Here is a 20,901-nt window from a genome sequence, read left to right as displayed (position 1 = left end):
CAGTTGTTCCTTTCCATCAGCAAAGCCCAGCGTCCCGCCGCCTGACAGCCCCTCACTCAGATCCGCCCTTCAGGCTCATCTCTGGATTGGAAAGGACTCTGGCGGGCGGCCGGCCGCAGGTCAGGACAGCCGGCGGATGTGCGCGCCGAGCTGGCCGAACTTGGCCTCGATGCGTTCGTAGCCGCGATCCAGATGGTAGATGCGGTCGATCAGCGTCTCGCCTTCGGCGGTCAGCGCGGCAGCGACCAGCGCCGCGGACGCGCGCAGGTCGGTCGCCATCACCGGCGCGCCGGTCAGGCGCTCGCGGCCGGTGACGATCGCGGTATGGCCTTCGAGCTTGATCTCGGCCCCCATGCGCTGCAGCTCCAGCGCGTGCTGGAAGCGGTTCTCGAAGATCGTCTCGGTGATCACGCCGGTGCCCTGCGCGACGCAGTCCAGCGCCATCAGCTGCGCCTGCATGTCGGTCGGGAATCCCGGGTGCGGCATCGTGTGCACGTTCACCGCCTTCGGCCGCTGACCGAGCATGTCGAGTTCGATGAAATCCTCGCCGGTGCGCACCTGCGCGCCGGCCTGCTGCAGCTTGACCAGGACCGCATCGAGCAGGTTCGGATCGGTGTGGGTGACGCGCACCTGGCCGCGCGTCATCGCCGCGGCGACGAGAAAGGTGCCGGTCTCGATGCGGTCCGGCAGCACCGTGTGCTCGGCGGCGCGCAGCCTGTCCACACCCTCGACGACGATGGTCGTCGTGCCGGCGCCGCGGATCTTCGCGCCCATCGCGCTCAGGCAGCGCGCCAGATCGACGACCTCGGGCTCGCGTGCGGCGTTTTCCAGGACCGTCGTGCCGTCGGCGAGCACCGCCGCCATCATCAGGTTCTCGGTGCCGGTCACCGTCACCGTGTCGAAGACGATGCGCGCACCGCGCAGGCGCTCGGCCCGGGCGTGGACGAAGCCACCCTCGACCGTGATCTGCGCGCCCATCGCCTGCAGGCCCATCAGATGCAGGTTCACCGGGCGCGCGCCGATCGCGCAGCCGCCGGGCAGCGAGACGTGCGCCTCGCCGCGGCGCGCGAGGAGCGGGCCGAGCACCAGGATCGACGCACGCATCGTGCGCACCAGCTCGTAGGGCGCGATGTGGGTGCGGATCGGGCCGGCGTTGACCTGCACTCTTGCGCCGTCCTGCTTGACCTCGACGCCCATCTGCGCGAGCAGCTTGAGCGTGGTCCTGACGTCCTGCAGCTGCGGCACGTTGGCCAGCGACAGCACGTCGTCCGAGAGGATCGACGCGCACAGGATCGGCAGCGCGGCGTTCTTGGCGCCGGACGCGCGCACCTCGCCGGCCAGGCGGGTGCCACCCTCGATCAGGAGCTTGTCCATCAGGCGGCCCGGGTTTTCAGGCGCAGCGCGTGGATCTCGCGGCCCATGCGTTCGCCCAGCGTCGCATAGACCATGCGGTGCTGCGCCAGCACCGGCTTGCCGGCGAAGTCTGCGCAGATCACCTCGGCCTCAAAGTGCTGGCCGTCGTCGCCGACGACGTGGACGATCGCGCCGGGCAGTCCGGCTTCGATCAGCAACTGGATCTGTTCCTTGGTCATCATCCCTACTTCTTCAGCTTGTAGCCCGTGACCAGCATCCACAGGCAGACGGCCGAGGATACGGCCAGAAATCCTGCGCACCACAGCAGGCTCTGTGCGATCGACACGTCGGCATGGCCGAAAAAGCCGTAGCGGAAGCCGTCGATCATGTAGAAGAACGGGTTCAGATGACTGGCCCGGTACCACAGCGGCGGCAGCGCGTGCACCGAATAGAACACGCCGGACAGGAACGACAGCGGCATCACGAAGAAATTGGTGAAGGCCGCGATGTGATCGAACTTCTCGGCGAGGATGCCGGCGATCAGGCCGGTGACGGCCAGCCCGGCACCGGCGAGCGTGAAGATCGCCAGCATCGCCAGCGGCGCCTCCAGCCGCAGCGTCACGAACGGCGCAGTCGCCGCCAGCATCACCACCGCCACCAGCGCGACGCGCACCAGCGCCGCGATGACGTAGGCGCCGAACCACTGCAGCGGTCCGAGCGGCGCCATCTGCAGGAACACGATGTTGCCCATGACCTTGGACTGGATGATGCTCGACGAGGTGTTGGCGAAGGCGTTCTGGATCACCGCCATCATCACCAGCCCCGGCACCAGGAACTCGGTGTAACTGATCCCCTCGTAGGCCGACGCGCGGTCCTTCATCGCCTGCGCGAACACCAGCAGGTACAGCAGCGTCGTGATCACCGGCGCGGTCACGGTCTGGCCGAGCACGGCCCAGAAGCGCATCACTTCCTTCTTCAGCAGCGTGAAGAACGAGATCTGGTCCGGGGACATACTCACGCCACGCTCCGTTGCACCGGCGCGCGGTCGCGGGTCAGGTCGATGAAGATGTCTTCCAGATCCGGCTCGCGCGTGTGCACGTCCTCGATGCCGATGCCGGCGGCGCGCAGTGCGGCGAACACGCTGCCGATGGGGTGTCTGGCGGTTTCGAGCTTGAGTTCGACGCTGCCGTTGACCTCGCCGGACACCAGCGGCCGCAGTGACTCAGGCAGCTGCGCGCCGTCGGCGAGCTTGAGGCGCAGGAAGCGGAACGGGTGCCGGGACAGCAGCTGCTGCGTGGTCTCGATCACCTGCAGCGCACCGTGGTCGAGGATGGCGATGCGCCCGCACAGTTCCTGCGCCTCCTCCAGATAGTGCGTGGTCAGCACCACGGTCGTCCCCTGGCGGTGCAGCTCGGTCATGAACTTCCACAGCGTGCGCCGCAGCTCGACATCGACGCCCGCGGTCGGCTCGTCGAGGATCACCACCGGCGGCCGGTGCACCAGCGCCTGCGCGATCAGCACGCGCCGCTTCATGCCGCCGGACAGCGCGCGCATCGATGCGCCGGCCTTGGCCGACAGGTCGAGCCGCTCCAGCATCTCGTCGATCCACGGCCAGGACTCGCGCCCGCAGCCGTAGTAGCCGGCCTGAATCCGCAGCATGTCGCGCACCGTAAAGAACGGGTCGAACACCAGTTCCTGTGGCACCACGCCGAGCCGGCGGCGCGCCTCGCGGAACTGGGTCACGGTGTCGTAGCCCATGACCGTCACGCGCCCGGCGTCCATGCGCAGGAGACCGGCGATGAGGTTGATCAGCGTGGATTTGCCGGCACCGTTGGGACCCAGCAGGCCGAAGAACTCGCCCTGCAGGATCGAAAAATCGATGCCGTCGAGCGCGGTGACCTTGCCGTAGGTTTTGCGGACACCGGCGATGGCGATGGCCGTTTGCATAGGGCGCGGATTATAGAGCCTCGCGCCCCGGCCCCGATACGAAAGGAGAAACGCGGGTGGAAAAGGAGCATCGCTGCGTGCTGGTCTGGTTCCGCCGGGATCTGCGCCTGACCGACAACCCGGCGCTGACCGCGGCGCTCGCCTCCGCCGCGACGGTCGTGCCGGTCTATGTCCACGATGCAGACGCGGACGGCGCATGGGCGCCCGGCGCGGCCAGCCGCGCCTGGCTGCACCACAGCCTCAAGGCGCTGGACGGCGAACTGCAGGGGCGCGGCGCCCGGCTGGTGATCCGCCGTGGCGCGACCCGGGAGGTCCTGCCGGCCCTGGTGAGCGAGGCGGGGGCCACCGCGGTGTTCTGGAACCGCCTGTACGAACCCGCCCGGATCGCCGGCGACCGCGACATCGCGCAGACCCTCCGACGATCGGGCATCGCGACCGCCAGTTTCAATGCCGCGCTGTGGGCCGAGCCATCGACACTCGGGACCGCGTCCGGCACCCCGTACCGGGTGTTCACGCCGTTCTGGCGCGCGCTGTCGGCCGTCCTGCCGGGTCCGACGGTCGAGTCGGCGCCGGAACAGATACCGACGCGCGCACTGCCGAGCGACGCCCTCGACAGCCTGGGCCTGCAGCCGCGCATCGGCTGGGATCTGGGCTTCTGGCGGCACTGGCAGCCGGGCGAAACCGGCGCGATCACGCGCCTGCAGACCTTCCTCGACACCGGACTGCGCGGCTACCGCGAGCGGCGCGACCGGCCGGCGGACGCCGGCATCTCGCGCCTGTCGCCGCACCTGCATTTCGGCGAGATCGGCCCGCGTCAGATCCTCGCCGTCATCCGCGGCGCGCAGGCCGGTGACCAGGTCCCCGAGGCCGATGCGGAACACTTCCTCCGCGAACTGGGCTGGCGCGAGTTCGCACACCACCTGCTGTTCCACTACCCGCAGACGCCGACGCAGCCGCTGGACCCGGCCTTCGCGCAGTTCCCGTGGCGCAAGTCGCGCGACTATGCCGACGACCTGCGCGCCTGGCAGCGCGGCGAAACCGGCGTGCCACTGGTCGATGCCGGCATGCGCGAGCTGTGGGCGACGGGCTGGATGCACAACCGCGTGCGCATGGTGGCGGCATCGTTCCTGACCAAGAACCTGCTGATTCCCTGGCAGGAGGGTGCGCGCTGGTTCTGGGACGCCCTGGTCGATGCCGATCTGGCCAACAACACCCTCGGCTGGCAGTGGGTCGCCGGCTGTGGCGCCGATGCCGCGCCCTACTTCCGCATCTTCAATCCGCTGCTGCAGGCGCGGAAGTTCGATCCCGGCGGCGACTACGTCCGCCGCTGGGCGCCCGACGCCGGACGCGGCGTTGTCGATCCCGTCGCCGACCTCGCCGCCACCCGTCAGCGTGCCCTCGATGCCTACGCACAGACGCGCCGCCGCTGAACCCGCCCGATCAGGGACGGCCTGCTAAGATGCCGGCCCTTTCGGCCACCCCCCACTGCCATGCTGCTGTCCTTCGCCGCGGTCGCCGTCGGTCTGGTTCTGCTGGTCTGGTCCGCGGACCGCTTCATTCTCGGTTCCGCCGGCCTGGCCCGTGCCGCAGGCATCTCGCCGCTGGTCGTCGGCATGGTCATCGTCGGCTTCGGCACCTCGGCACCCGAACTGGCTGTGTCGACGCTCGCGGCGCTGCAGGGCAGCAGCGGCATCGCGATCGGCAACGTCGTCGGTTCCAACATCGCCAACGTCGCGCTGATCGTGGGCCTGTGCGCCGTCATCAAGGCGATGGACGTCCAGTCCGGCATCCTGCGCCGCGAACTGCCGATGGTGCTGGCCGTCAGCCTGCTGCTGTTCGTGCTGCTGCTGGACGGTTCGCTGGACCGCATCGACGGCCTGGTCCTGTCGGCGGGTTTCATCGCGTTCCTGGTCTGGAGCATCCGCACGGCCAAGCGCGACGGCAGCGATCCCATGGCGGTCGAGGCCGTCGAGGAACTGCCGCCGCAGATCGCCACCGGTCCGGCGCTGATGTGGATCGTCATCGGCCTGGCCGTGCTGATCGGCGCCTCGCAGCTGCTGGTCTGGGGCGCGGTGAACCTCGCCAAGGCCGCGGGCGTTTCGGACCTGATCATCGGCCTGACCGTCGTCGCCATCGGCACCAGCCTGCCGGAACTCGCCGCCAGCGTCACCGGCACGCTCAAGGGCGAACACGACATCGCCATCGGCAACATTCTCGGCTCCAACCTGTTCAACATCCTGTGCATCCTGATCGCGCCGGCGCTGATCGCGCCGGGCGCACTGCCCGATGCGATGCTGCTGTGGCGTGACCTGCCGGTGATGATCGGCGTCGCGCTGATGCTGTACGCCGCCGCGTCGGGCCTGCGCGGCCATCCGCTCAAGGTGGAGCGCATCGACGGCGTGCTGCTGCTCGCGGTCTATGTGAGCTACACGCTTATACTCGTGCAGACTGCCAAGACCGCCTGACCATGGACGCCGACAAGCTCAAGGCCCTGGGCCGCCGCGCGCTGGAGATCGAGCGCGATGCCGTGTCCGCGCTGCTCGAGCGCGTGGACGACAGCTTCGCGCGCGCCTGCCGGATCATGCTCGGCTGCACCGGCCGCATCGTCGTCACCGGCATGGGCAAGTCGGGACACATCGGCGGCAAGCTCGCCGCGACGCTGGCCTCGACCGGCACCCCGGCCTTCTTCGTGCACCCCGGCGAGGCCAGCCACGGCGACCTGGGCATGATCACGCGCCAGGACGTCGTGCTGGCGATCTCGTATTCCGGCGAGACTGCCGAGATCGTCACGCTGCTGCCGCTGTTCAAGCGCATGCAGGCACCGCTGATCGCGATGACCGGCAAGCCGCGCTCGACGTTGGCGCAGGCCGCCGAGGTGCACATCGACGTCTCGGTCGCGCAGGAAGCCTGCCCGCTCAACCTCGCGCCGACGGCGAGCACGACGGCGACTCTGGCGATGGGCGATGCGCTGGCGGTCGCGCTGCTCGAGGCGCGCGGCTTCACGCCGGAGGACTTCGCGATGTCGCATCCGGGCGGCTCGCTCGGCCGGCGCCTGCTGCTCAAGATCACCGACGTGATGCACACCGGCGACCGGCTGCCGATCGTGTCCGCCGACACGCCACTGAGCGCGGCGCTGCTGGAGATGACGCGCAAGGGTCTGGGCATGACCGCGATCGTCGGCGCGCAGCGCGAAGTGCTCGGCGTGTTCACCGACGGCGATCTGCGCCGCGTGCTCGACCAGGGTATCGACGTACGCAGCGCGACGATCGCCGAGGTCATGACCCGGGGCGGCAAGTCGGTGCGCGCCGACCAGCTGGCCGCCGAGGCTGTCGCGCTGATGGAGAAGCACAAGATCACCGCGCTGCTGGTCAAGGACGACGACCAGCGCCTGATCGGCGTCGTGCACATGCACGACCTGCTGCGCGCCGGAGTCGTGTGATGGCGCGGCTGACCGACGATGAAGTCCGGCAGCGCGCGCGCGCGATCCGCTGCCTGTTCCTCGACATCGACGGCGTGCTGACCGACGGCAAGCTCTACATCGGCCCCAACGGCGAGGAAACCAAGACCAACTACGTGCGCGATGGCTGGGGCATCAAGCTGGCACTGAAGCTCGGGCTGCACATCGCCGTCATCAGCGGCCGGCCGTCGGAGGCCATGCGCAAGCGCCTCGAATGGCTCGGCATCCGCCACATCGCGCTCGACACCGAGGACAAGGAACCGGCCTACCTGCGCATGCGCGACGCACTGGGTCTCGACGACGCCCAGTGCGCGCACATGGGCGACGACGTGCCCGACCTGCCGCTGATGCGCCGCGTCGGCCTCGCACTGTCGGTGGCCGACGCGCATCCGCGCGCGCGCGCGGCCGCGCACTGGATCAGCCGCTGTGCCGGTGGCCACGGCGCGGTGCGCGAGGGCATCGACCTGATCCTCGCCGCGCAAGGCCGGTTGCCGGACTGATGGGCCTGGATCGCCATGCGCTGAGCCTGCCGGCACTGGGTGTGCTGGCGCTGCTCGCCGGCTGGCTGGCCTTCCAGGCGTTCCGCGAACCGTCGGTCCCGGAGACCATCGAGACGGCCGAACGGCCCCGCTACCATCTCGACGGCGCCCGGTGGTGGCGCTACGGCGACGGCGGCGAACCGGTGTTCGAAGCACAGGCCGCCGGCATCGACTACTACGACGACGCCTCGATGGAGCTGACCGAGATCCGTCTTTCGACCCATGGCGCTGCCCGTCGCGGCAGCTGGCAGCTGAGCGCCGCGCGCGGCAGCGTGCCGCCGGCACAGAAGCGCATCGAGCTCAAGCCCGAGGTGCGGATCGACGGACAGCCGCAGGACCAGCCGTCGATCTCGATCGTCACGCCGACCCTGTGGGCCGATTGGGGTACGCAGCTGCTGACGACCGACGACCCGGTCGTCGCGCAGAGTCCCGGACGACGCCTCAGCGCGATCGGCCTGCGCGCCGACTGGGCCGGCGAGCGCGTCCAGTTCCTGAGCCAGGTCGAGTCGCGCTATGTCCCGATCCGCTGACACCCTGCGCGCGATCGCTTCGCGCGGCGCGGGGCTGGCCTTTCTGGTCGCGCCGCTGCTGTTCGCCCAGACCGGCAGTGACGGCCGCCGCGAGCTGGAGGCCCTGCGCCCGACCGGCCCGGTGACGCTGACCGCCGACCGTGCGGAGTGGGTGCAGGGCGGCGAGATGCAGTATGCCGGCCACGTCTCGCTGCAATCCGACACCCTGCAGCTGCGCGGCGAACGCATGACCGTCACGCAGAGCGCGGACGGCCAGTTCGTCGCGCACCTCGAAGGCACGCCGAGCCGGCTCGACCACGCCGGCACGCCCGGTGCCGAGGGCATCGCCGCGCAGCCGGTCAGCGCCGAGGCCGCGCGCATGGACTACGACTCGCGCGCCGGCATCGTGCAGCTCAGCGGCAACGCGAAACTCCAGCGCGGCACCGACGAGGTCAACGGCGAGCGTATCGACTACGTGATCGCCGAGCGGCGCATCCGCGCCGCCGGCGGCGAATCCGGCCAGGTGCGCATCGTCATCCAGCCGCCGGCGCGCACGGATGCCCGGCCTTCTCCGTCGCCGGCGAGGACGCCCGCGCCGTGAGTCGCCCGACGCTGCGCGCCGAGCACCTGGTCAAGCGCTACAAGAAGCGCACGGTCGTGCGCGACGTGTCCGTGAACGTCGAGGCCGGCGAGATCGTCGGCCTGCTCGGACCCAACGGCGCCGGCAAGACGACCTCGTTCTACATGATCGTCGGCCTGGTCGCCGCCGACAGCGGCCGCATCGAACTCAACGGCCGCGACATCACCGCGCTGCCGATGCACGCCCGCGCACGTCTGGGCATCGGCTACCTGCCGCAGGAGGCCAGCGTGTTCCGCACGCTGTCGGTGGCCGACAACATCCTCGCGATCCTGGAATTGCGCGGTGATCTGAAGGCGGCCGACCGCAAGCACGAGCTGGACCGGCTGCTCGGCGAGCTGCACATCGGCCACATCCGCGACGCCGAGGGCCAGGCCCTGTCGGGCGGCGAGCGCCGGCGCGTCGAGATCGCGCGCGCACTCGCCGCCAACCCGCATTTCATCCTGCTCGACGAGCCCTTCGCCGGCGTCGATCCGATCGCCGTCGGCGACATCCAGAGCATCGTCCACCAGCTCAGCGAGCGTGGCATCGGCGTGCTGATCACCGACCACAACGTCCGCGAGACCCTGGGCATCTGCAAGCGCGCCTACATCCTCGCCGAAGGCACGGTCATCGCCGAAGGCGAGCCCGAAGCGCTGCTGCAGAACGAGACCGTGCGCCGGGTGTACCTGGGCGAATCGTTCCGGCTCTAGGTCCTTTGCAGGAATTCCAGCACGCGCGCGGCGAAGGCCGCCGGCTGCTCCCACTGCATGAAGTGCCCGGCGTTCTCCATGCGGTACAGCTCGAAGCCGCCGCGATAGCGGTCCTGCTGTCCTTCGAAGATCTCCGCGCCGATGCAGCCGTCCTGCTCGGCACAGATCGCCAGCGTGGGCACGGTCACCGGACTGCGCAACAGCGCATACGTACCGGCCTGCATCAGGCTGCGCGGCAGCTGGCGGTAATAGCCCAGCGCGGCGCGCAACCGTTCCGGCTCACGCAGGCTCGCTTTCAGCGGCGCCAGATCGTCCGCGCCATAGCGCCAGCCCGGCGACCAGCGGCGAATCAACCGTTCGAGCCAGCGAAAATCATCGGCGACGATCAGGTGCTCCGGCCACCACGGCAGCTGAAACAGGGCCATGTACCAGGAGCGTCGCAGCTGGCGCAGGCGCGGCCGGAAGATGAAATGTCCGGGGTGCGGCACCGCACAGCCGACCAGCGCGTCGAACTTCTGCGGCGCCTGCAGGACCGCGACATGCGCCGCGACCGAACCCCAGTCGTGGCCGATCACGGCGCGCGCATGGCCGCCGAGCGCGTCCACCAGCGCGATCACGTCCTGCGCGAGCGTGAGCACGCGGTAGTCGCCGTCCGCCGGCACCGCGGTCGGCCGGTAGCCGCGCATGAACGGCGCGACGACGCGATAGCCCGCCGCGGCCAGCAGCCGCATCGCCGGCACGAATCCATGGGCGGTGTCGGGGAATCCGTGCAGGCACAGCAGCAGCGGCCCCTCGCCGATTTCGAGCGCAGCAAACTCCAGCCCGTTGGCGTGCAGGCTGCGCAGCGTCGGCACCGCCGTCGGCGAATCAGTCATGCTCGGCGCCGGTCGCGCTTCGCACCGGTGCGCAGCCGCAGGCCGTTGAGGCGGATGAAGCCCTCGGCGTCCTTCTGGTTGTAGGCGCCGCGGTACCGCGCGAGCCTACGAGCAGGGGCCCCGAGCCCGTCAGGGCTCGGGGATGCGAGCCGGGCGAGTCAGCGGCGATCGCGCTTCGCACCGGTGCGCAGCCGCAGGCCGTTGAGGCGGATGAAGCCCTCGGCGTCCTTCTGGTTGTAGGCGCCGCGATCGTCCTCGAAGGTGGACAGCGTGGCGTCGAACAGTGAGTCCTTCGAGCGGCGGCCGGCGTTGTAAACGTTGCCCTTGAGCAGCTTCAGGCGCACCTCGCCGTTGACCTTCTGCTGGGTGTCGTCGATCAGCGCCTGCAGCGCGCGGCGTTCCGGAGAGAACCAGTAGCCGTTGTAGATCAGCTTGGCGTAGCGCGGCATCAGCTCATCCTTGAGATGCGCCTGTTCGCGATCCAGGCACAGCGACTCGATCGCGCGGTGCGCCTTGAGCAGGATCGTGCCGCCGGGGGTCTCGTAGCAGCCGCGCGACTTGATGCCGACGTAGCGGTTCTCGACGATGTCGAGGCGGCCGATGCCGTGCTTGCCGCCGAGCTTGTTGAGGGCGTCGAGCACGCCGTAGGGCGTGAGCTTCTGGCCATTCACGGCGACCGCGTCGCCGCGCTCGAACTCGATGGTGATGACTTCGGCCTCGTTGGGCGCGTCCTCCGGGTTCACGGTCAGGCGCCAGATGTCGTCCGGCGGGCACCACCACGGATCTTCTAGGCCGCCGCCCTCGTAGCTGATATGCAGCGCGTTGGCGTCCATCGAGTACGGCGAGCCGCCGCCCTTCTTCTTGGCGATGGGAATACCGTGCTGCTCGGCATAGGCCAGCAGTTTCTCGCGCGAATTCAGGTCCCATTCGCGCCAGGGGGCGATGACCTTAGCCTCAGGCCACAGCGCGTAGGCGCCCAGCTCGAAGCGCACCTGGTCGTTGCCCTTGCCGGTGGCACCGTGCGCGATCGCATCGCAGCCGGTCTGGCGCGCGATCTCGACCAGGCGCTTGGCGATCAGCGGGCGCGCGATCGAGGTGCCGAGCAGGTATTCGCCCTCGTAGATCGCGTTGGCGCGGAACATCGGGAAGACGAAATCGCGGACGAACTCCTCACGCAGGTCGTCGATGAAGATCTCCTTGACGCCGAACTGCTGCGCCTTGGGCCGCACGTGATCCAGCTCCTCGCCCTGGCCGATGTCGGCGGTGAAGGTGACGACCTCGGCCTGGTAAACGTCCTGCAGCCACTTGAGGATCACCGAGGTGTCGAGGCCGCCGGAATAGGCGAGCGCAATCTTGCGAGGTTTGGTCATGGCGGTGCTTGGTCTTGAATGCGGCGGCATGGACGCCGCGTTGCGTTGCAGGGGCGCCGATCGTGCCGCGATCGGCTGCGGGAACGTGGACAGTGTCACAGGGGCGCAAATTATAGATATCCTGTGCGCCCCCGCATCGCCGGCGCCGGCGCCCCCGATGGAATCCACTGCTGCGAAGACCAAGATCGGCCACCGTTTCCGCGGCTTCCTGCCCGTGGTCGTCGATGTCGAAACCGGCGGCTTCAACGCACAGACCGACGCCCTGCTGGAAATCGCCGCGGTGATTCTGGGCATCGACGAGCAGGGCCGGCTCGAACGCCGGCAGACCGTGTTCGCCCATGTCGAGCCCTTTGCCGGTGCCAACATCGAGAAGGCGGCACTGGAGGTCAACGGCATCCGCATCGACAATCCGCTGCGGCTGGCACTGCCGGAGCGCGAGGCGCTGGATCACGTCTTCCGCCCGATCCGCAAGGCGGTGTCGGAGAACGGCTGCACCCGCGCGATCCTGGTCGGCCACAACGCGCATTTCGATCTGGGCTTCATCAACGCCGCGGTCGCGCGCAGCGCCTACAAGCGTTGCCCGTTCCACCCGTTCAGCGTGTTCGACACGGCCACCCTCGGCGGCGTCGTCCTCGGCCAGACCGTGCTGGCGCGTGCGCTGCAGGCAACCGGCCTGGGACACGACGCCGCCGCGGCGCATTCGGCGATCTACGACGCCGAGAAGACTGCCGACCTGTTCTGCCTGCTGGTGAACCGGATGCAGACGCTCCACAGCGAGTTCGGCGCCGCCGCGGCCCATGCGACCGACAGCGACGGCGAAACTGCCCTGTCGTCGAACCAGGAATAGCCGCATGCACACAGGCGTTCGCGCGGCCTGCGCAGGTAAGATGCGTCCGATGCCGATCATCCGCCCACTCCTGCTGCTGGCCGCGCTCGCGCTGCTGCTCCCGCTGCGCGCGCAGGCCGCGTCCGATTTCGACCGCGTCGCGCGCGCCGCCGAGGCCCTCGCCGGCAAACCGTACAAGGCGCCGAAGCGGGACCTGCCGGCCGGACTGGCCGAGCTGTCCTACGACGAATACCGGCGCATCCGGTTCCTCCCCGAGCGCGCGCGCTGGCGCAATACGGCGCTGCCGTTCGAACTGCAGTTCCTGCACCTGGGCATGGGATTCAACCGCGCGGTCGGCATCCATCTGATCACCAGCGATGGCATCAAGCCGGTGCGGTTCGCGCCGGGCGACTTCGATTACAGCGGCTCCGGCATCGACCCCACCGCACTCGGCGATCTGGGCTTCGCCGGATTCCGCGTGCACTACCCGCTCAACCGGCCGGATTACAAGGACGAGGTGCTGGTGTTCCAGGGCGCGAGCTTCTTCCGCGCCCTGGGCCGCGGGCAGCGTTATGGCCTGTCGGCGCGCGGACTGGCGGTCGATACCGGCGAGCTTTCCGGCGAGGAGTTCCCCGAGTTCACCGACTTCTGGATCGAATGGCCGCGCGCCGAGGACCGCGTCCTGACGATCTACGCGCTGCTCGATGCGCCGCGCGTGACCGGCGCCTACCGTTTCCAGCTCAAGCCCGGGGAAGCCACACGCCTGGCCGTGACCGCGCAGCTGTACTTTCGCGGCGATGTCGCCAAACTCGGCCTCGCCCCGCTGACCAGCATGTACCGGCATGGCGAGAACCAGCCGGCGACGCGCGAAGACTACCGGCCCGAGGTGCACGATTCCGACGGCCTGTCGATCCACTCGGGCGACGAGTGGATTTGGCGCCCGCTGACGACCTCGCGCCGGCTGCTGATGACCTCGTTCGGCATCAACGAACTGCGTGGCTTCGGCCTGTTGCAGCGCGACCGCGACTTCGGCCACTACGAAGACCTGGGCGCGCGCTACGACCTGCGGCCGAGCGCGTGGATCGAGCCGCGCGGCGACTGGGGCCGTGGCCGCGTCGAGCTGGTGTCGATTCCGGCGCCCGACGAGACCAACGACAACATCGTCGCGTTCTGGGTCCCGGACCGCCCCCCTCGCGCCGGTGACCAGCTGCGCTATGAGTACGACCTGAGCTGGGAGATGCAGCCGGACCGGGACATGCCGGTGGCGCGCGTCGTGCAGACACGCCGCGGTCACGGCTGGCTGCGCGAGCCGGACGACAGCCTGCGTTTCCAGATCGACTTCCAGGGCGGCGCCCTCGACAAGCTGCCCGCCGACGTCACGCCGGTGGCGGGCATCTGGGTCGGCGACGGCGGCGAACTGCTGGAACGTCAGGTCGTCCGCAACGAGGCCACCGGCGGCTGGCGCGTGGCGATGCGCGTGCGCCGCGCCGACGACAGCAAGCCGCTGGAGATGCGCGCGATCCTGCGCGCCAACGACCAGACCGTCTCGGAAACCTGGGCCTATGTCCTCCCCGCGACGGTCGGGCGCTGATATCGCGGTGCGCCCGCCGCCCGCGGCGCGGCTGGCGTCGTACTTGGCGCGGCTGCGCTTGCCGGACGCACAGCGCGAGCTGGCCGGCCAGCGTCTGGGCGCCAGCGACGACACCGCGCCGGCCGCACGCTTCGCCGGCCTGCACGAAGTCCTCGGCGACCGGGCGGAAGGGCAGGATCGGGACGCAGTACGGCGCTCGGCCTGGGCACGCCTGCGCAGCCAGCTGCAGGCGGCGCCACGCAAGGGTGACGCCGGGATCGCCGGACTGGTAACGCCGGACCGTCAGGGCGACCTGCGCCTGACCACGACGCCGCCGCTGGCCCGCGCATCGATGTGTCCGACACCCTGGGACAACAACCCGCTGCGCAGGCTGTGGCGCTGGATGCAGGCGCGCATGTTCGGGCGCGTGCACATGCAGGCACGCGGCCGCGCGGCGCCCGCCGCGTCGGCGCGCGCCGATACCGCCTGGCGTGTCGCCGGACGCAACCGCCGCCTGCTGCTGGTCGCGCTGATCCTCGCGCAGACCTACGCGGCGACCTATTTCATGACGGCGGTGCTGCCCTACCGCGGTCAGCATGGGCTGGAGATCGCGCTCCTGGTGATCTACGCGATCCTGTTCGCATGGGTTTCAGCCGGCTTCTGGACGGCGCTGATGGGCTTCTACGCGCTGCTGCGCGGCCGCGAGCGCTACACGATCTCCGCGACCGCCGCCGAGGACGCACCGATCCGCACCGGCACACGCACCGCGATCCTGTTCCCGATCTGCAACGAGGACGTCACGCGCGTCTTCGCCGGCGTGCGCGCGACCTGGGACTCGGTGTGCCGCGCCGGGCTGCGCGACCAGTTCGACCTGTTCATCCTCAGCGACAGCTACCGTGCCGACACGCGCGTCGCCGAAGTCGATGCCTGGCTGCGGCTGTGCCGCGAGGTCGATGGCGCCGGCCGCATCTTCTACCGGCGCCGCACGCACCGCATCAAGCGCAAGTCCGGCAACATCGCCGACTGGTGCCGGCGCTGGGGCAGCCGCTACGCCTACATGGTGATCCTCGACGCCGACAGCGTCATGTCCGGTGGCTGCCTCAAGCGCCTGGTGCAGCTGATGGAGGCCAACGCCAACGCCGGCATCATCCAGACCGCGCCGCGCGCCGCCGGCCGCGAGACGCTGTATGCGCGCATCCAGCAGTTCGCGACGCGCGTCTATGGCCCGCTGTTCACTGCCGGCCTGCACTTCTGGCAGCTCGGCGAGTCGCACTACTGGGGCCACAACGCGATCATCCGCGTCGCCCCGTTCATGCAGCACTGCGCGCTCGGCCGCCTGCGCGGCCGCGGCGCGCTGTCCGGCGAGATCATGAGCCATGACTTCGTCGAGGCGGCGCTGATGCGCCGTGCCGGCTGGGGCGTGTGGATCGCCTACGACCTGCCCGGCTCCTACGAGGAGATGCCGCCGACCCTGCTCGACGAACTGCAGCGCGACCAGCGCTGGTGCCAGGGCAATCTGATGAACTTCCGGCTGTTCTTCGCGCAGGGCCTGCACCCGGCGCACCGCGCCGTGTTCATGACCGGCGTGATGGCCTACCTGTCGGCACCGCTGTGGTTCGTGTTCCTCGTCCTGTCCACCGCGCTGCTGGCAGTGTTCGTGCTGTCCGAGCCGCAGTACTTCACCCAGCCCTACCAGCTGTTTCCGAACTGGCCGCAGTGGCACCCGGAATGGGCGCTGCGCCTGTTCGCCGGCACGATGACGCTGCTGTTCCTGCCCAAGCTGCTGGCGCTGCTGCTGCTCGCCTGCCAGCCGCGCCAGTGGCGCGGCTTCGGCGGCGTGCCGCGGCTGACCCTGGGCGTGATCGGCGAGAGCCTGTTCTCGGCGCTGCTGGCGCCAATCCGCATGCTGTTCCACACGCGCTACGTGCTCGGCGCGCTCGCCGGGTTTGCGGTGGCATGGAAGTCGCCGCCGCGCGAAGACGCACAGACGCCGTGGAGCCAGGCCCTGATCCGCCACGGCGGCGGCAGCCTGCTCGGCCTGGCCTGGCTGGGACTGGTGTACTGGCTCAACCCGAGTTTCCTGTGGTGGCTGCTGCCGGTGGCCGGCAGCCTGGTCATCGCGATCCCGCTGTCGGTGTGGAGTTCGCGTACCTCGCTGGGACGGCTGACGCGCGCGGCACGCCTGTTCGTGATCCCCGAGGAGTCGATCCCGCCGCGAGAACTGCGCTGGCTGCGCGCCGGACTGCGGCGCGCGCCCGCCGAGCCGGATTTCCGTTCCGCCGTGGTCGAACCCGACGTGAACGCGCTGATGATCCTGACCGCCGGCCGACGGCGGCGCATCGGCGAAGCCCGCCAGGCCACCCGCTCGGCACTGGTCGATGCAACGCTCGCGGTACCCCCCACGCAGGCCGACAACCTCGCCCGTCTGCGCCTGCTGTCCGATGCCGACGCGCTGGCCGAGCTGCACCTCAAGGCGTGGACCGCCGACGCGGTGCACCCGGGCTGGCTGGGGGCGCCGGCGTCATAGAACCGACATGCCGGTGTCACGGCGCGTTTACACCGGCTTCATAGAGTGCGCGGCATCCGAACTTGGAGGTTCGTATGTCCGCACGTATCGATGGTGATCTGCCGCGCCGCCCGCGCTTCGAGGTCCGCTTCGCCACCACGCCCGCGGAAATCCGCGCGACGCAGCAGCTGCGCTACCGCATCTTCGCCGGCGAACTCGGCGCTCAGATCGACGGCGGCGCCGAGGGCATCGACCACGACCAGTACGATCCGTTCTGCCGCCACCTGATAGTGGTCGAGCCGGAGAGCGACCGCGACACGGTGCCCGAGCATGGCGAGGTGGGTGCGGGAGCGGCCGCTTCGCCCACCTCCCGCACCCACTCGCGCTGCGCGCGAGACGCCGTGTCGGTGGGCGGGCGGATCGTCGCCTGCACGCGCATTCTCACCGACGACAAGGCGCCGGCCGCCGGCGGCTTCTACTCGTCGAGCGAGTTCGACCTGGCGATGCTCGATGCGCTCCCCGGGCGTGTCATGGAAATCGGCCGCACCTGCGTCGATGCCGAATTCCGCAGCGGCGGCGTGATCGCGACCCTGTGGCAGGGCATCGCCGCCTGCGTCGTCAACGAGGGTTACGACTACCTGTTCGGCTGCGCCAGCATCGACCTTGCCGATGGCGGTGCCAGCGCGCACGCGATCCTCGAACAGATCCGCGCCAAGCACCTCGCACCCGAATCGCAGCGCGTGCGCCCTTACATCCGCCTGCCGGCCGCCGACAATCGACCGAGCGAGCGGGCCAAGCTGCCGCCGCTGCTCAAGGCCTATCTGAGCCTGGGCGCAAAGGCCTGTGGCGAAGCCTACTGGGATCGCGACTTCAACTGCGCCGACGTATTCATGCTGCTCAACGTCAGCGACCTGCATCCGCGCTACGCCCGTCACTTCCTGGGCCGCCAGGTGGATAATCACGTCGCGGTCGCATCGCAGGGCTGAAAACGGCATGCGAAGCACGCTGCGCGTCTGGATCCGCGCCACGCGCCTGTCAGTCCATGTGGTCACCGGGCTGCTGCTCGCCGTCGCGGTGAACCTGAGCTTCGGCCGCCTGCGGCCGGAACCGCTGGCGCGCTGGTGGAGCCTGCGCCTGCAGCGCGTGATTCAGCTGCGGGTCAAGGTCCGTGGCCGCGCGCACTCCGGCGCGCGCGTGACCGTCGCCAATCACGTGTCCTGGCTCGACATCCCGCTGATCGCCGCCTGCGAGCCGGCGCGCTTCATCGCCAAGTCCGAGATCCGCGACTGGCCCATCGCCGGCTGGCTCGCCAACGCCGCCGGCACCTTCTACATCCGCCGCGGCAAGGGCGGCGCGCGCCCGCTGATCGAGCAACTGGTGCCGCATCTCGTCGACGGGGGTTCCGTGGTGCTGTTCCCCGAAGGCACGACCACCGACGGTTGCGACGTGCTGCCGTTCCACGCTCGGCTGTTCGGCGCGGCGATCGATGCCGGCGCGCCGGTGCAGCCGGTCGCCCTGCGCTACGGACCCGGACGCGGCGGGCGCGCGGTCGCGCCCTTCATCGGCGACGATGATCTGCTCAGCCACATCCTGCGCCTGCTGCGCGAACCCGAGATCGTCGCCGAGATCGTCTACGGCGAACCGATCGCCACGCAGGGACTGGAACGCGATGCGCTGGCCCGGCACGCAGAGACGGCCGTGCGCACCGCGCTCGCCCTTCCGCAACGCCACATCGCGCAAAACACCATCGCCCCGACTGCGCTTGCCGCCTGAGCGGCGTGCTAAGTTTCCGGCCCTCCACGCCGGGAATCATCCATGCGTCGCCTGCTGCTCGCCCTGGTCGCTCTGACCGCCCTGCCGGCCACCGGCGCGGACCTCGCTGCCTGCGCGGCCATCGACGCCGACGCCGCGCGTCTGGCCTGCTACGACGCCCTCGCGGGCCGAGCAGAATCTCCGGCCGAGGCGCCAGCCGCGGCGGCCGATGCCCGCTTCGGCGCGGAGCAGCTTGCGTCACAGCCCTCCGCCGACAAGGGTCCGGATCTGATCGAATCCACGCTGACCGGCACGTTCAAGGGCTGGGACCGGAACACCGTGTTCACGCTGGCCAACGGCCAGGCTTGGCGCTGCATCGACTGCCGCCCGGTCTATTTCGTCCGCGAGAATCCGCAGGTCACGATTACGCGCAACTTCCTCGGCAGCTACTGGCTCAAGGTCGAGGACCTGAACCTGCAGGCGCGCGTGCGCCGCGTCCGGTAGAAGCGGTCCCCTGGCCGTATCCGGTATTGCGACCCAAACGCGGAGAAGAAGAATTGCGGCCGGAGGCCGCTACAGTCTGTTTCGGCACCGGAATCAGCCGTCAGCGCGGATGGACCGTCAGCAGTATCTCGACATTTCGCTCCGCCACGGACGCCGACTTGTCGCAGTGCTGCACGAACCGGAGCCGCACTTGTCCTGAGTGCACTGCAACGAGAGGGCCTGCCGTTGTCTGGTAGTCGCCCAGATCGAACACGGTGTCGACGGAAGTATCAGCCTGTGCTTCGGCAGGCACTTCCGGCACGACGGCACCGGAGCTGTCGACCGCCACGACGCCGATGCTTGAAAGATCGAAGCGATCGCCGACCCACAACTCGTGACTGTGCGCGCTCACAACGAACCTGACGGGACCGTAGCCGCGTGCAGCCTCACATTCCCCCGTATACAGCGTAAACATTCTCCACACGACGGTCATACGTTCGCCGTACGTACGAGCGGTGTATCCCTCACCTAATGTGCCAAGCTCATGCGCTGAGTCGCGAGCAACCAAGCACCCCGCGCTCACTTGGGCGATTCCTGAGGCCGCGAGGGCGATGTAGATCGCCGCTCCTGAATGACTGTGACGGAATCGGCCCAATCTACACGGCGCAACACCGTTCGCATTGCGATCAAGCCTAGCGTGACTTTGGCGTACAAGCCGCGTAAGCCATCTGCCCCCCGTCATGGCTTGCGATTCCAAAAATAGTTATTTGGCGGTGCGTCGCAGCATACAAAGTTGCTGTCATCCCCCGTGCATGTGTTTGTTGTCGGTGCCTGTTTGCAACTTGCGCTGTTTCCTAAAGGCGCATACGCCTTGTTCCGGTATTCCTGAGCACCGTCAATAGGTGTGCCGACCCAATTGAACCAGTCGCACGAAGAAAATGGGCACCCCGAGCAGTCTGGCTCGTCAGGACTGCACTTACGCTTGCAGTAGTTTGTGGCGCAGAGATCATCAGGCGCGTTGCCGCACAGAGGCGATTGATAGCCTGTGGCTGGGTCGCGGGTATGCCCATCCCGCGTAGTATGTGCGACGAGAAATGTCGTGAGGCATATGCTCTCGTCGACAGCGTGATGCGCGTCATTGAACTGAAGGTGAGTTGCACCAACTTTGGTCGTTCCGCCATGAAGGACGCAGCAGTAACGCTTGGCTGTATCGCATGAGGCGTTCGGAGGGGAATACAAGGGTACATTGCACGTTAGGGCTGAGCGGCACGTGCTGGTTCCCTTTCCCCCCTCCGCGCCCGGATAGGAGTCGCAGGTTGGTTTGCGTCTGGTACGGTTACGGACAGTCCACGCAACTGCGGCCTGCCCTCCGAACGACTCACCGCGAGCCTCGTTCCAGATCACTTCAGCCAGGTTGAAAACGTGAGTCACTACAACCGCACCTGTCCCAGGGCAGTAGTAGATCTTGTCCTCGCCGCTTAGCGGGAAGTCGTTTGGGTCACGTCGGCAGTCGTCCGCTTGTTCCTCATGCTTGAATCCAGACGGCGCCGCAGCAGGTACCGCGTATTCGGCGGATGGGACTTCGAGCCCCATCGCCCGCATCGACGATTCGATTTCTGTCACATCCGCATTGGAGGCCGAAAGCGCCATATGGCGCACGTAGTAAATACCGGGGCTTTGCATCGCACCGCCCGGCAGCGCCAGCCGATTCAGCACTTCCAAGGCTCTCGCTGGCTTTCCCGAGCGAACGAGCCGAAGTCCGTAGATGGTCACGGCATAGTCGGCTCGCTCACGCTTTCGCAGAGTTATGGCTTTCTCGAAAAACTGCCAAGCATCGTCGCTGCCCAGCTGCGCCAGAGCATCGGCGTAGTCGACCAGCGCAAGGTAGTGACCTTTCTCGTCTGGTGGCGTTTTGTCGATCATGGAAGCGAATGCCTTGTCCAGCTCCTTTCGATCCTTGATTGCAACCGCGAGCTGCGCCTGCTCGTAGCTGTATCGGATGTGCCCGTTTCGGAGTGCGATGTCGGAAGCAAGGCGATACTCTTTGAGAGCTTCGCGTTGCTTGCCTGCTGCAGTGAGCAACTTCGCCAGAACCACATGGGCATGTCGACTCTCCGGATACGATGCCAGCACGGAAGTCCACTCAGCGATCTGAGCGGATAACTCCGCCTTGGTTGCAGTTGCCGCATAACCGTGAGCATTCACCTCAAGATAGCGGCGGAGTACTGGCGCTGGCTCACCCGGATCGGGATTCTGCCCTGCGTGCCCGAGGTAAGTGGATTCAATAGGCTCTGTTGAAAAACGAGTGGGTTACCGGGCATGAGGGTTGACCGCGCCGAAGTCGAGTTTGCCGGCGATCAGGAAGATGACGGTTCTGGTCGTGTC

Annotated in this window: 21 protein-coding genes; 13 read left to right on the top strand and 8 right to left on the bottom strand. The window is 68.5% G+C overall.

What is annotated here, in order from left to right; all coding sequences use genetic code 11:
- Window positions 1-120: 120 nt before the first annotated feature.
- From murA to AAG565_RS15365, 4 genes are read right to left on the bottom strand one after another with little or no spacing between them, the layout of a single operon-like run.
- Entirely contained in the window at window positions 121-1,374 is a 1,254-nt protein-coding gene (gene murA / locus AAG565_RS15380) for a UDP-N-acetylglucosamine 1-carboxyvinyltransferase (protein WP_348820529.1), read from the bottom strand.
- Complete coding sequence (locus tag AAG565_RS15375; protein WP_348820528.1) at window positions 1,374-1,592, bottom strand: BolA/IbaG family iron-sulfur metabolism protein; 219 nt, start codon at window positions 1,590-1,592, stop codon at window positions 1,374-1,376. The genes murA and AAG565_RS15375 overlap by 1 nt, the downstream gene beginning before the upstream one ends.
- A 5-nt stretch (window positions 1,593-1,597) precedes the next feature.
- Window positions 1,598-2,365 (bottom strand): ABC transporter permease, encoded by a 768-nt coding sequence (locus AAG565_RS15370; RefSeq protein WP_348820530.1) that lies wholly within the window; start codon window positions 2,363-2,365, stop codon window positions 1,598-1,600.
- A 2-nt stretch (window positions 2,366-2,367) separates the two neighbouring features.
- A complete protein-coding gene (locus AAG565_RS15365; RefSeq protein ID WP_348820527.1) occupies window positions 2,368-3,300 on the bottom strand; it encodes an ABC transporter ATP-binding protein in 933 nt (310 codons plus the stop codon).
- Between the two features lie 56 nt (window positions 3,301-3,356).
- Here AAG565_RS15365 and AAG565_RS15360 point away from each other — a divergent pair, with 56 nt between their 5' ends.
- From AAG565_RS15360 to lptB, 7 genes are read left to right on the top strand one after another with little or no spacing between them, the layout of a single operon-like run.
- The gene (locus tag AAG565_RS15360) at window positions 3,357-4,730 is read left to right on the top strand and encodes a deoxyribodipyrimidine photo-lyase (RefSeq protein WP_348820526.1); all 1,374 of its coding nucleotides are present in this window, start codon (window positions 3,357-3,359) and stop codon (window positions 4,728-4,730) included.
- Window positions 4,731-4,790: 60 nt separating this feature from the next.
- Entirely contained in the window at window positions 4,791-5,765 is a 975-nt protein-coding gene (locus AAG565_RS15355) for a calcium/sodium antiporter (RefSeq protein WP_348820525.1), read from the top strand.
- Window positions 5,766-5,767: 2 nt separating this feature from the next.
- Complete coding sequence (locus AAG565_RS15350; RefSeq protein WP_348820524.1) at window positions 5,768-6,739, top strand: KpsF/GutQ family sugar-phosphate isomerase; 972 nt, start codon at window positions 5,768-5,770, stop codon at window positions 6,737-6,739.
- The gene (locus AAG565_RS15345; RefSeq protein WP_348820523.1) at window positions 6,739-7,257 is read left to right on the top strand and encodes an HAD hydrolase family protein; all 519 of its coding nucleotides are present in this window, start codon (window positions 6,739-6,741) and stop codon (window positions 7,255-7,257) included. Before AAG565_RS15350 ends, AAG565_RS15345 begins: the two co-directional genes overlap by 1 nt.
- Window positions 7,257-7,826, top strand: a complete 570-nt coding sequence (gene lptC, locus AAG565_RS15340) for an LPS export ABC transporter periplasmic protein LptC (protein ID WP_348820521.1) — start codon at window positions 7,257-7,259, stop codon at window positions 7,824-7,826. Before AAG565_RS15345 ends, lptC begins: the two co-directional genes overlap by 1 nt.
- On the top strand, window positions 7,810-8,406 hold the full coding sequence (lptA, locus tag AAG565_RS15335) for a lipopolysaccharide transport periplasmic protein LptA (protein ID WP_348820520.1): 597 nt from the start codon (window positions 7,810-7,812) through the stop codon (window positions 8,404-8,406). Before lptC ends, lptA begins: the two co-directional genes overlap by 17 nt.
- A complete protein-coding gene (gene lptB / locus AAG565_RS15330) occupies window positions 8,403-9,134 on the top strand; it encodes an LPS export ABC transporter ATP-binding protein (protein ID WP_348820519.1) in 732 nt (243 codons plus the stop codon). The genes lptA and lptB overlap by 4 nt, the downstream gene beginning before the upstream one ends.
- Here the strand turns inward: lptB and AAG565_RS15325 are convergent.
- The gene (locus tag AAG565_RS15325; RefSeq protein WP_348820518.1) at window positions 9,131-10,009 is read right to left on the bottom strand and encodes an alpha/beta hydrolase; all 879 of its coding nucleotides are present in this window, start codon (window positions 10,007-10,009) and stop codon (window positions 9,131-9,133) included. The genes lptB and AAG565_RS15325 overlap by 4 nt on opposite strands.
- Window positions 10,010-10,167: 158 nt before the next feature.
- Window positions 10,168-11,379, bottom strand: a complete 1,212-nt coding sequence (locus AAG565_RS15320; protein ID WP_348820517.1) for an argininosuccinate synthase — start codon at window positions 11,377-11,379, stop codon at window positions 10,168-10,170.
- A 157-nt stretch (window positions 11,380-11,536) separates the two neighbouring features.
- Between AAG565_RS15320 and rnt the strand changes: the two genes are divergently transcribed.
- From rnt to AAG565_RS15290, 6 genes are all read left to right on the top strand, one after another.
- Window positions 11,537-12,226, top strand: coding sequence for a ribonuclease T (gene rnt / locus AAG565_RS15315; protein ID WP_348820516.1), 690 nt, complete (start codon window positions 11,537-11,539; stop codon window positions 12,224-12,226).
- 49 nt (window positions 12,227-12,275) lie between these two features.
- Entirely contained in the window at window positions 12,276-13,796 is a 1,521-nt protein-coding gene (locus tag AAG565_RS15310; protein WP_348820515.1) for a glucan biosynthesis protein G, read from the top strand.
- A complete protein-coding gene (gene mdoH, locus AAG565_RS15305; RefSeq protein WP_348820514.1) occupies window positions 13,768-16,302 on the top strand; it encodes a glucans biosynthesis glucosyltransferase MdoH in 2,535 nt (844 codons plus the stop codon). The genes AAG565_RS15310 and mdoH overlap by 29 nt, the downstream gene beginning before the upstream one ends.
- Window positions 16,303-16,376: 74 nt before the next feature.
- Entirely contained in the window at window positions 16,377-17,267 is an 891-nt protein-coding gene (locus tag AAG565_RS15300) for a GNAT family N-acyltransferase (RefSeq protein ID WP_348820513.1), read from the top strand.
- 7 nt (window positions 17,268-17,274) lie between these two features.
- Window positions 17,275-18,054 carry a lysophospholipid acyltransferase family protein gene (locus AAG565_RS15295; RefSeq protein WP_348820512.1) on the top strand — a complete coding sequence of 260 codons (780 nt, stop codon included), beginning with the start codon at window positions 17,275-17,277 and terminating at the stop codon, window positions 18,052-18,054.
- Between the two features lie 42 nt (window positions 18,055-18,096).
- Window positions 18,097-18,537 carry a hypothetical protein gene (locus tag AAG565_RS15290; protein ID WP_348820511.1) on the top strand — a complete coding sequence of 147 codons (441 nt, stop codon included), beginning with the start codon at window positions 18,097-18,099 and terminating at the stop codon, window positions 18,535-18,537.
- A 100-nt stretch (window positions 18,538-18,637) separates the two neighbouring features.
- Here AAG565_RS15290 and AAG565_RS15285 read toward each other — a convergent pair whose 3' ends face one another.
- Complete coding sequence (locus tag AAG565_RS15285; RefSeq protein ID WP_348820510.1) at window positions 18,638-19,009, bottom strand: hypothetical protein; 372 nt, start codon at window positions 19,007-19,009, stop codon at window positions 18,638-18,640.
- Window positions 19,010-19,254: 245 nt separating this feature from the next.
- Window positions 19,255-20,721 (bottom strand): hypothetical protein, encoded by a 1,467-nt coding sequence (locus AAG565_RS15280; protein ID WP_348820509.1) that lies wholly within the window; start codon window positions 20,719-20,721, stop codon window positions 19,255-19,257.
- Window positions 20,722-20,901: the final 180 nt, after the last annotated feature.

The sequence above is a fragment of the Fontimonas sp. SYSU GA230001 genome, assembly GCF_040066175.1.
Taxonomy (GTDB): domain Bacteria; phylum Pseudomonadota; class Gammaproteobacteria; order Nevskiales; family Nevskiaceae; genus Solimonas.
This window is presented reverse-complemented; position numbering and strand designations above follow the sequence as displayed.

Bases quoted from the DNA above. Each gene is read 5' to 3' on its own strand.
- AAG565_RS15325 (WP_348820518.1), bottom strand. From the start codon at position 10,009: ATGACTGATTCGCCGACGGCGGTGCCGACGCTGCGCAGCCTGCACGCC.
- AAG565_RS15365 (WP_348820527.1), bottom strand. From the start codon at position 3,300: ATGCAAACGGCCATCGCCATCGCCGGTGTCCGCAAAACCTACGGCAAG.
- AAG565_RS15345 (WP_348820523.1), top strand. From the start codon at position 6,739: ATGGCGCGGCTGACCGACGATGAAGTCCGGCAGCGCGCGCGCGCGATC.
- AAG565_RS15370 (WP_348820530.1), bottom strand. From the start codon at position 2,365: ATGTCCCCGGACCAGATCTCGTTCTTCACGCTGCTGAAGAAGGAAGTG.
- AAG565_RS15300 (WP_348820513.1), top strand. From the start codon at position 16,377: ATGTCCGCACGTATCGATGGTGATCTGCCGCGCCGCCCGCGCTTCGAG.
- AAG565_RS15320 (WP_348820517.1), bottom strand. From the start codon at position 11,379: ATGACCAAACCTCGCAAGATTGCGCTCGCCTATTCCGGCGGCCTCGAC.
- AAG565_RS15310 (WP_348820515.1), top strand. From the start codon at position 12,276: ATGCCGATCATCCGCCCACTCCTGCTGCTGGCCGCGCTCGCGCTGCTG.
- AAG565_RS15295 (WP_348820512.1), top strand. From the start codon at position 17,275: ATGCGAAGCACGCTGCGCGTCTGGATCCGCGCCACGCGCCTGTCAGTC.
- lptC (WP_348820521.1), top strand. From the start codon at position 7,257: ATGGGCCTGGATCGCCATGCGCTGAGCCTGCCGGCACTGGGTGTGCTG.
- lptA (WP_348820520.1), top strand. From the start codon at position 7,810: ATGTCCCGATCCGCTGACACCCTGCGCGCGATCGCTTCGCGCGGCGCG.
- AAG565_RS15285 (WP_348820510.1), bottom strand. From the start codon at position 19,009: ATGACCGTCGTGTGGAGAATGTTTACGCTGTATACGGGGGAATGTGAG.
- AAG565_RS15290 (WP_348820511.1), top strand. From the start codon at position 18,097: ATGCGTCGCCTGCTGCTCGCCCTGGTCGCTCTGACCGCCCTGCCGGCC.
- rnt (WP_348820516.1), top strand. From the start codon at position 11,537: ATGGAATCCACTGCTGCGAAGACCAAGATCGGCCACCGTTTCCGCGGC.
- AAG565_RS15350 (WP_348820524.1), top strand. From the start codon at position 5,768: ATGGACGCCGACAAGCTCAAGGCCCTGGGCCGCCGCGCGCTGGAGATC.
- mdoH (WP_348820514.1), top strand. From the start codon at position 13,768: ATGTCCTCCCCGCGACGGTCGGGCGCTGATATCGCGGTGCGCCCGCCG.
- AAG565_RS15355 (WP_348820525.1), top strand. From the start codon at position 4,791: ATGCTGCTGTCCTTCGCCGCGGTCGCCGTCGGTCTGGTTCTGCTGGTC.
- AAG565_RS15375 (WP_348820528.1), bottom strand. From the start codon at position 1,592: ATGACCAAGGAACAGATCCAGTTGCTGATCGAAGCCGGACTGCCCGGC.
- murA (WP_348820529.1), bottom strand. From the start codon at position 1,374: ATGGACAAGCTCCTGATCGAGGGTGGCACCCGCCTGGCCGGCGAGGTG.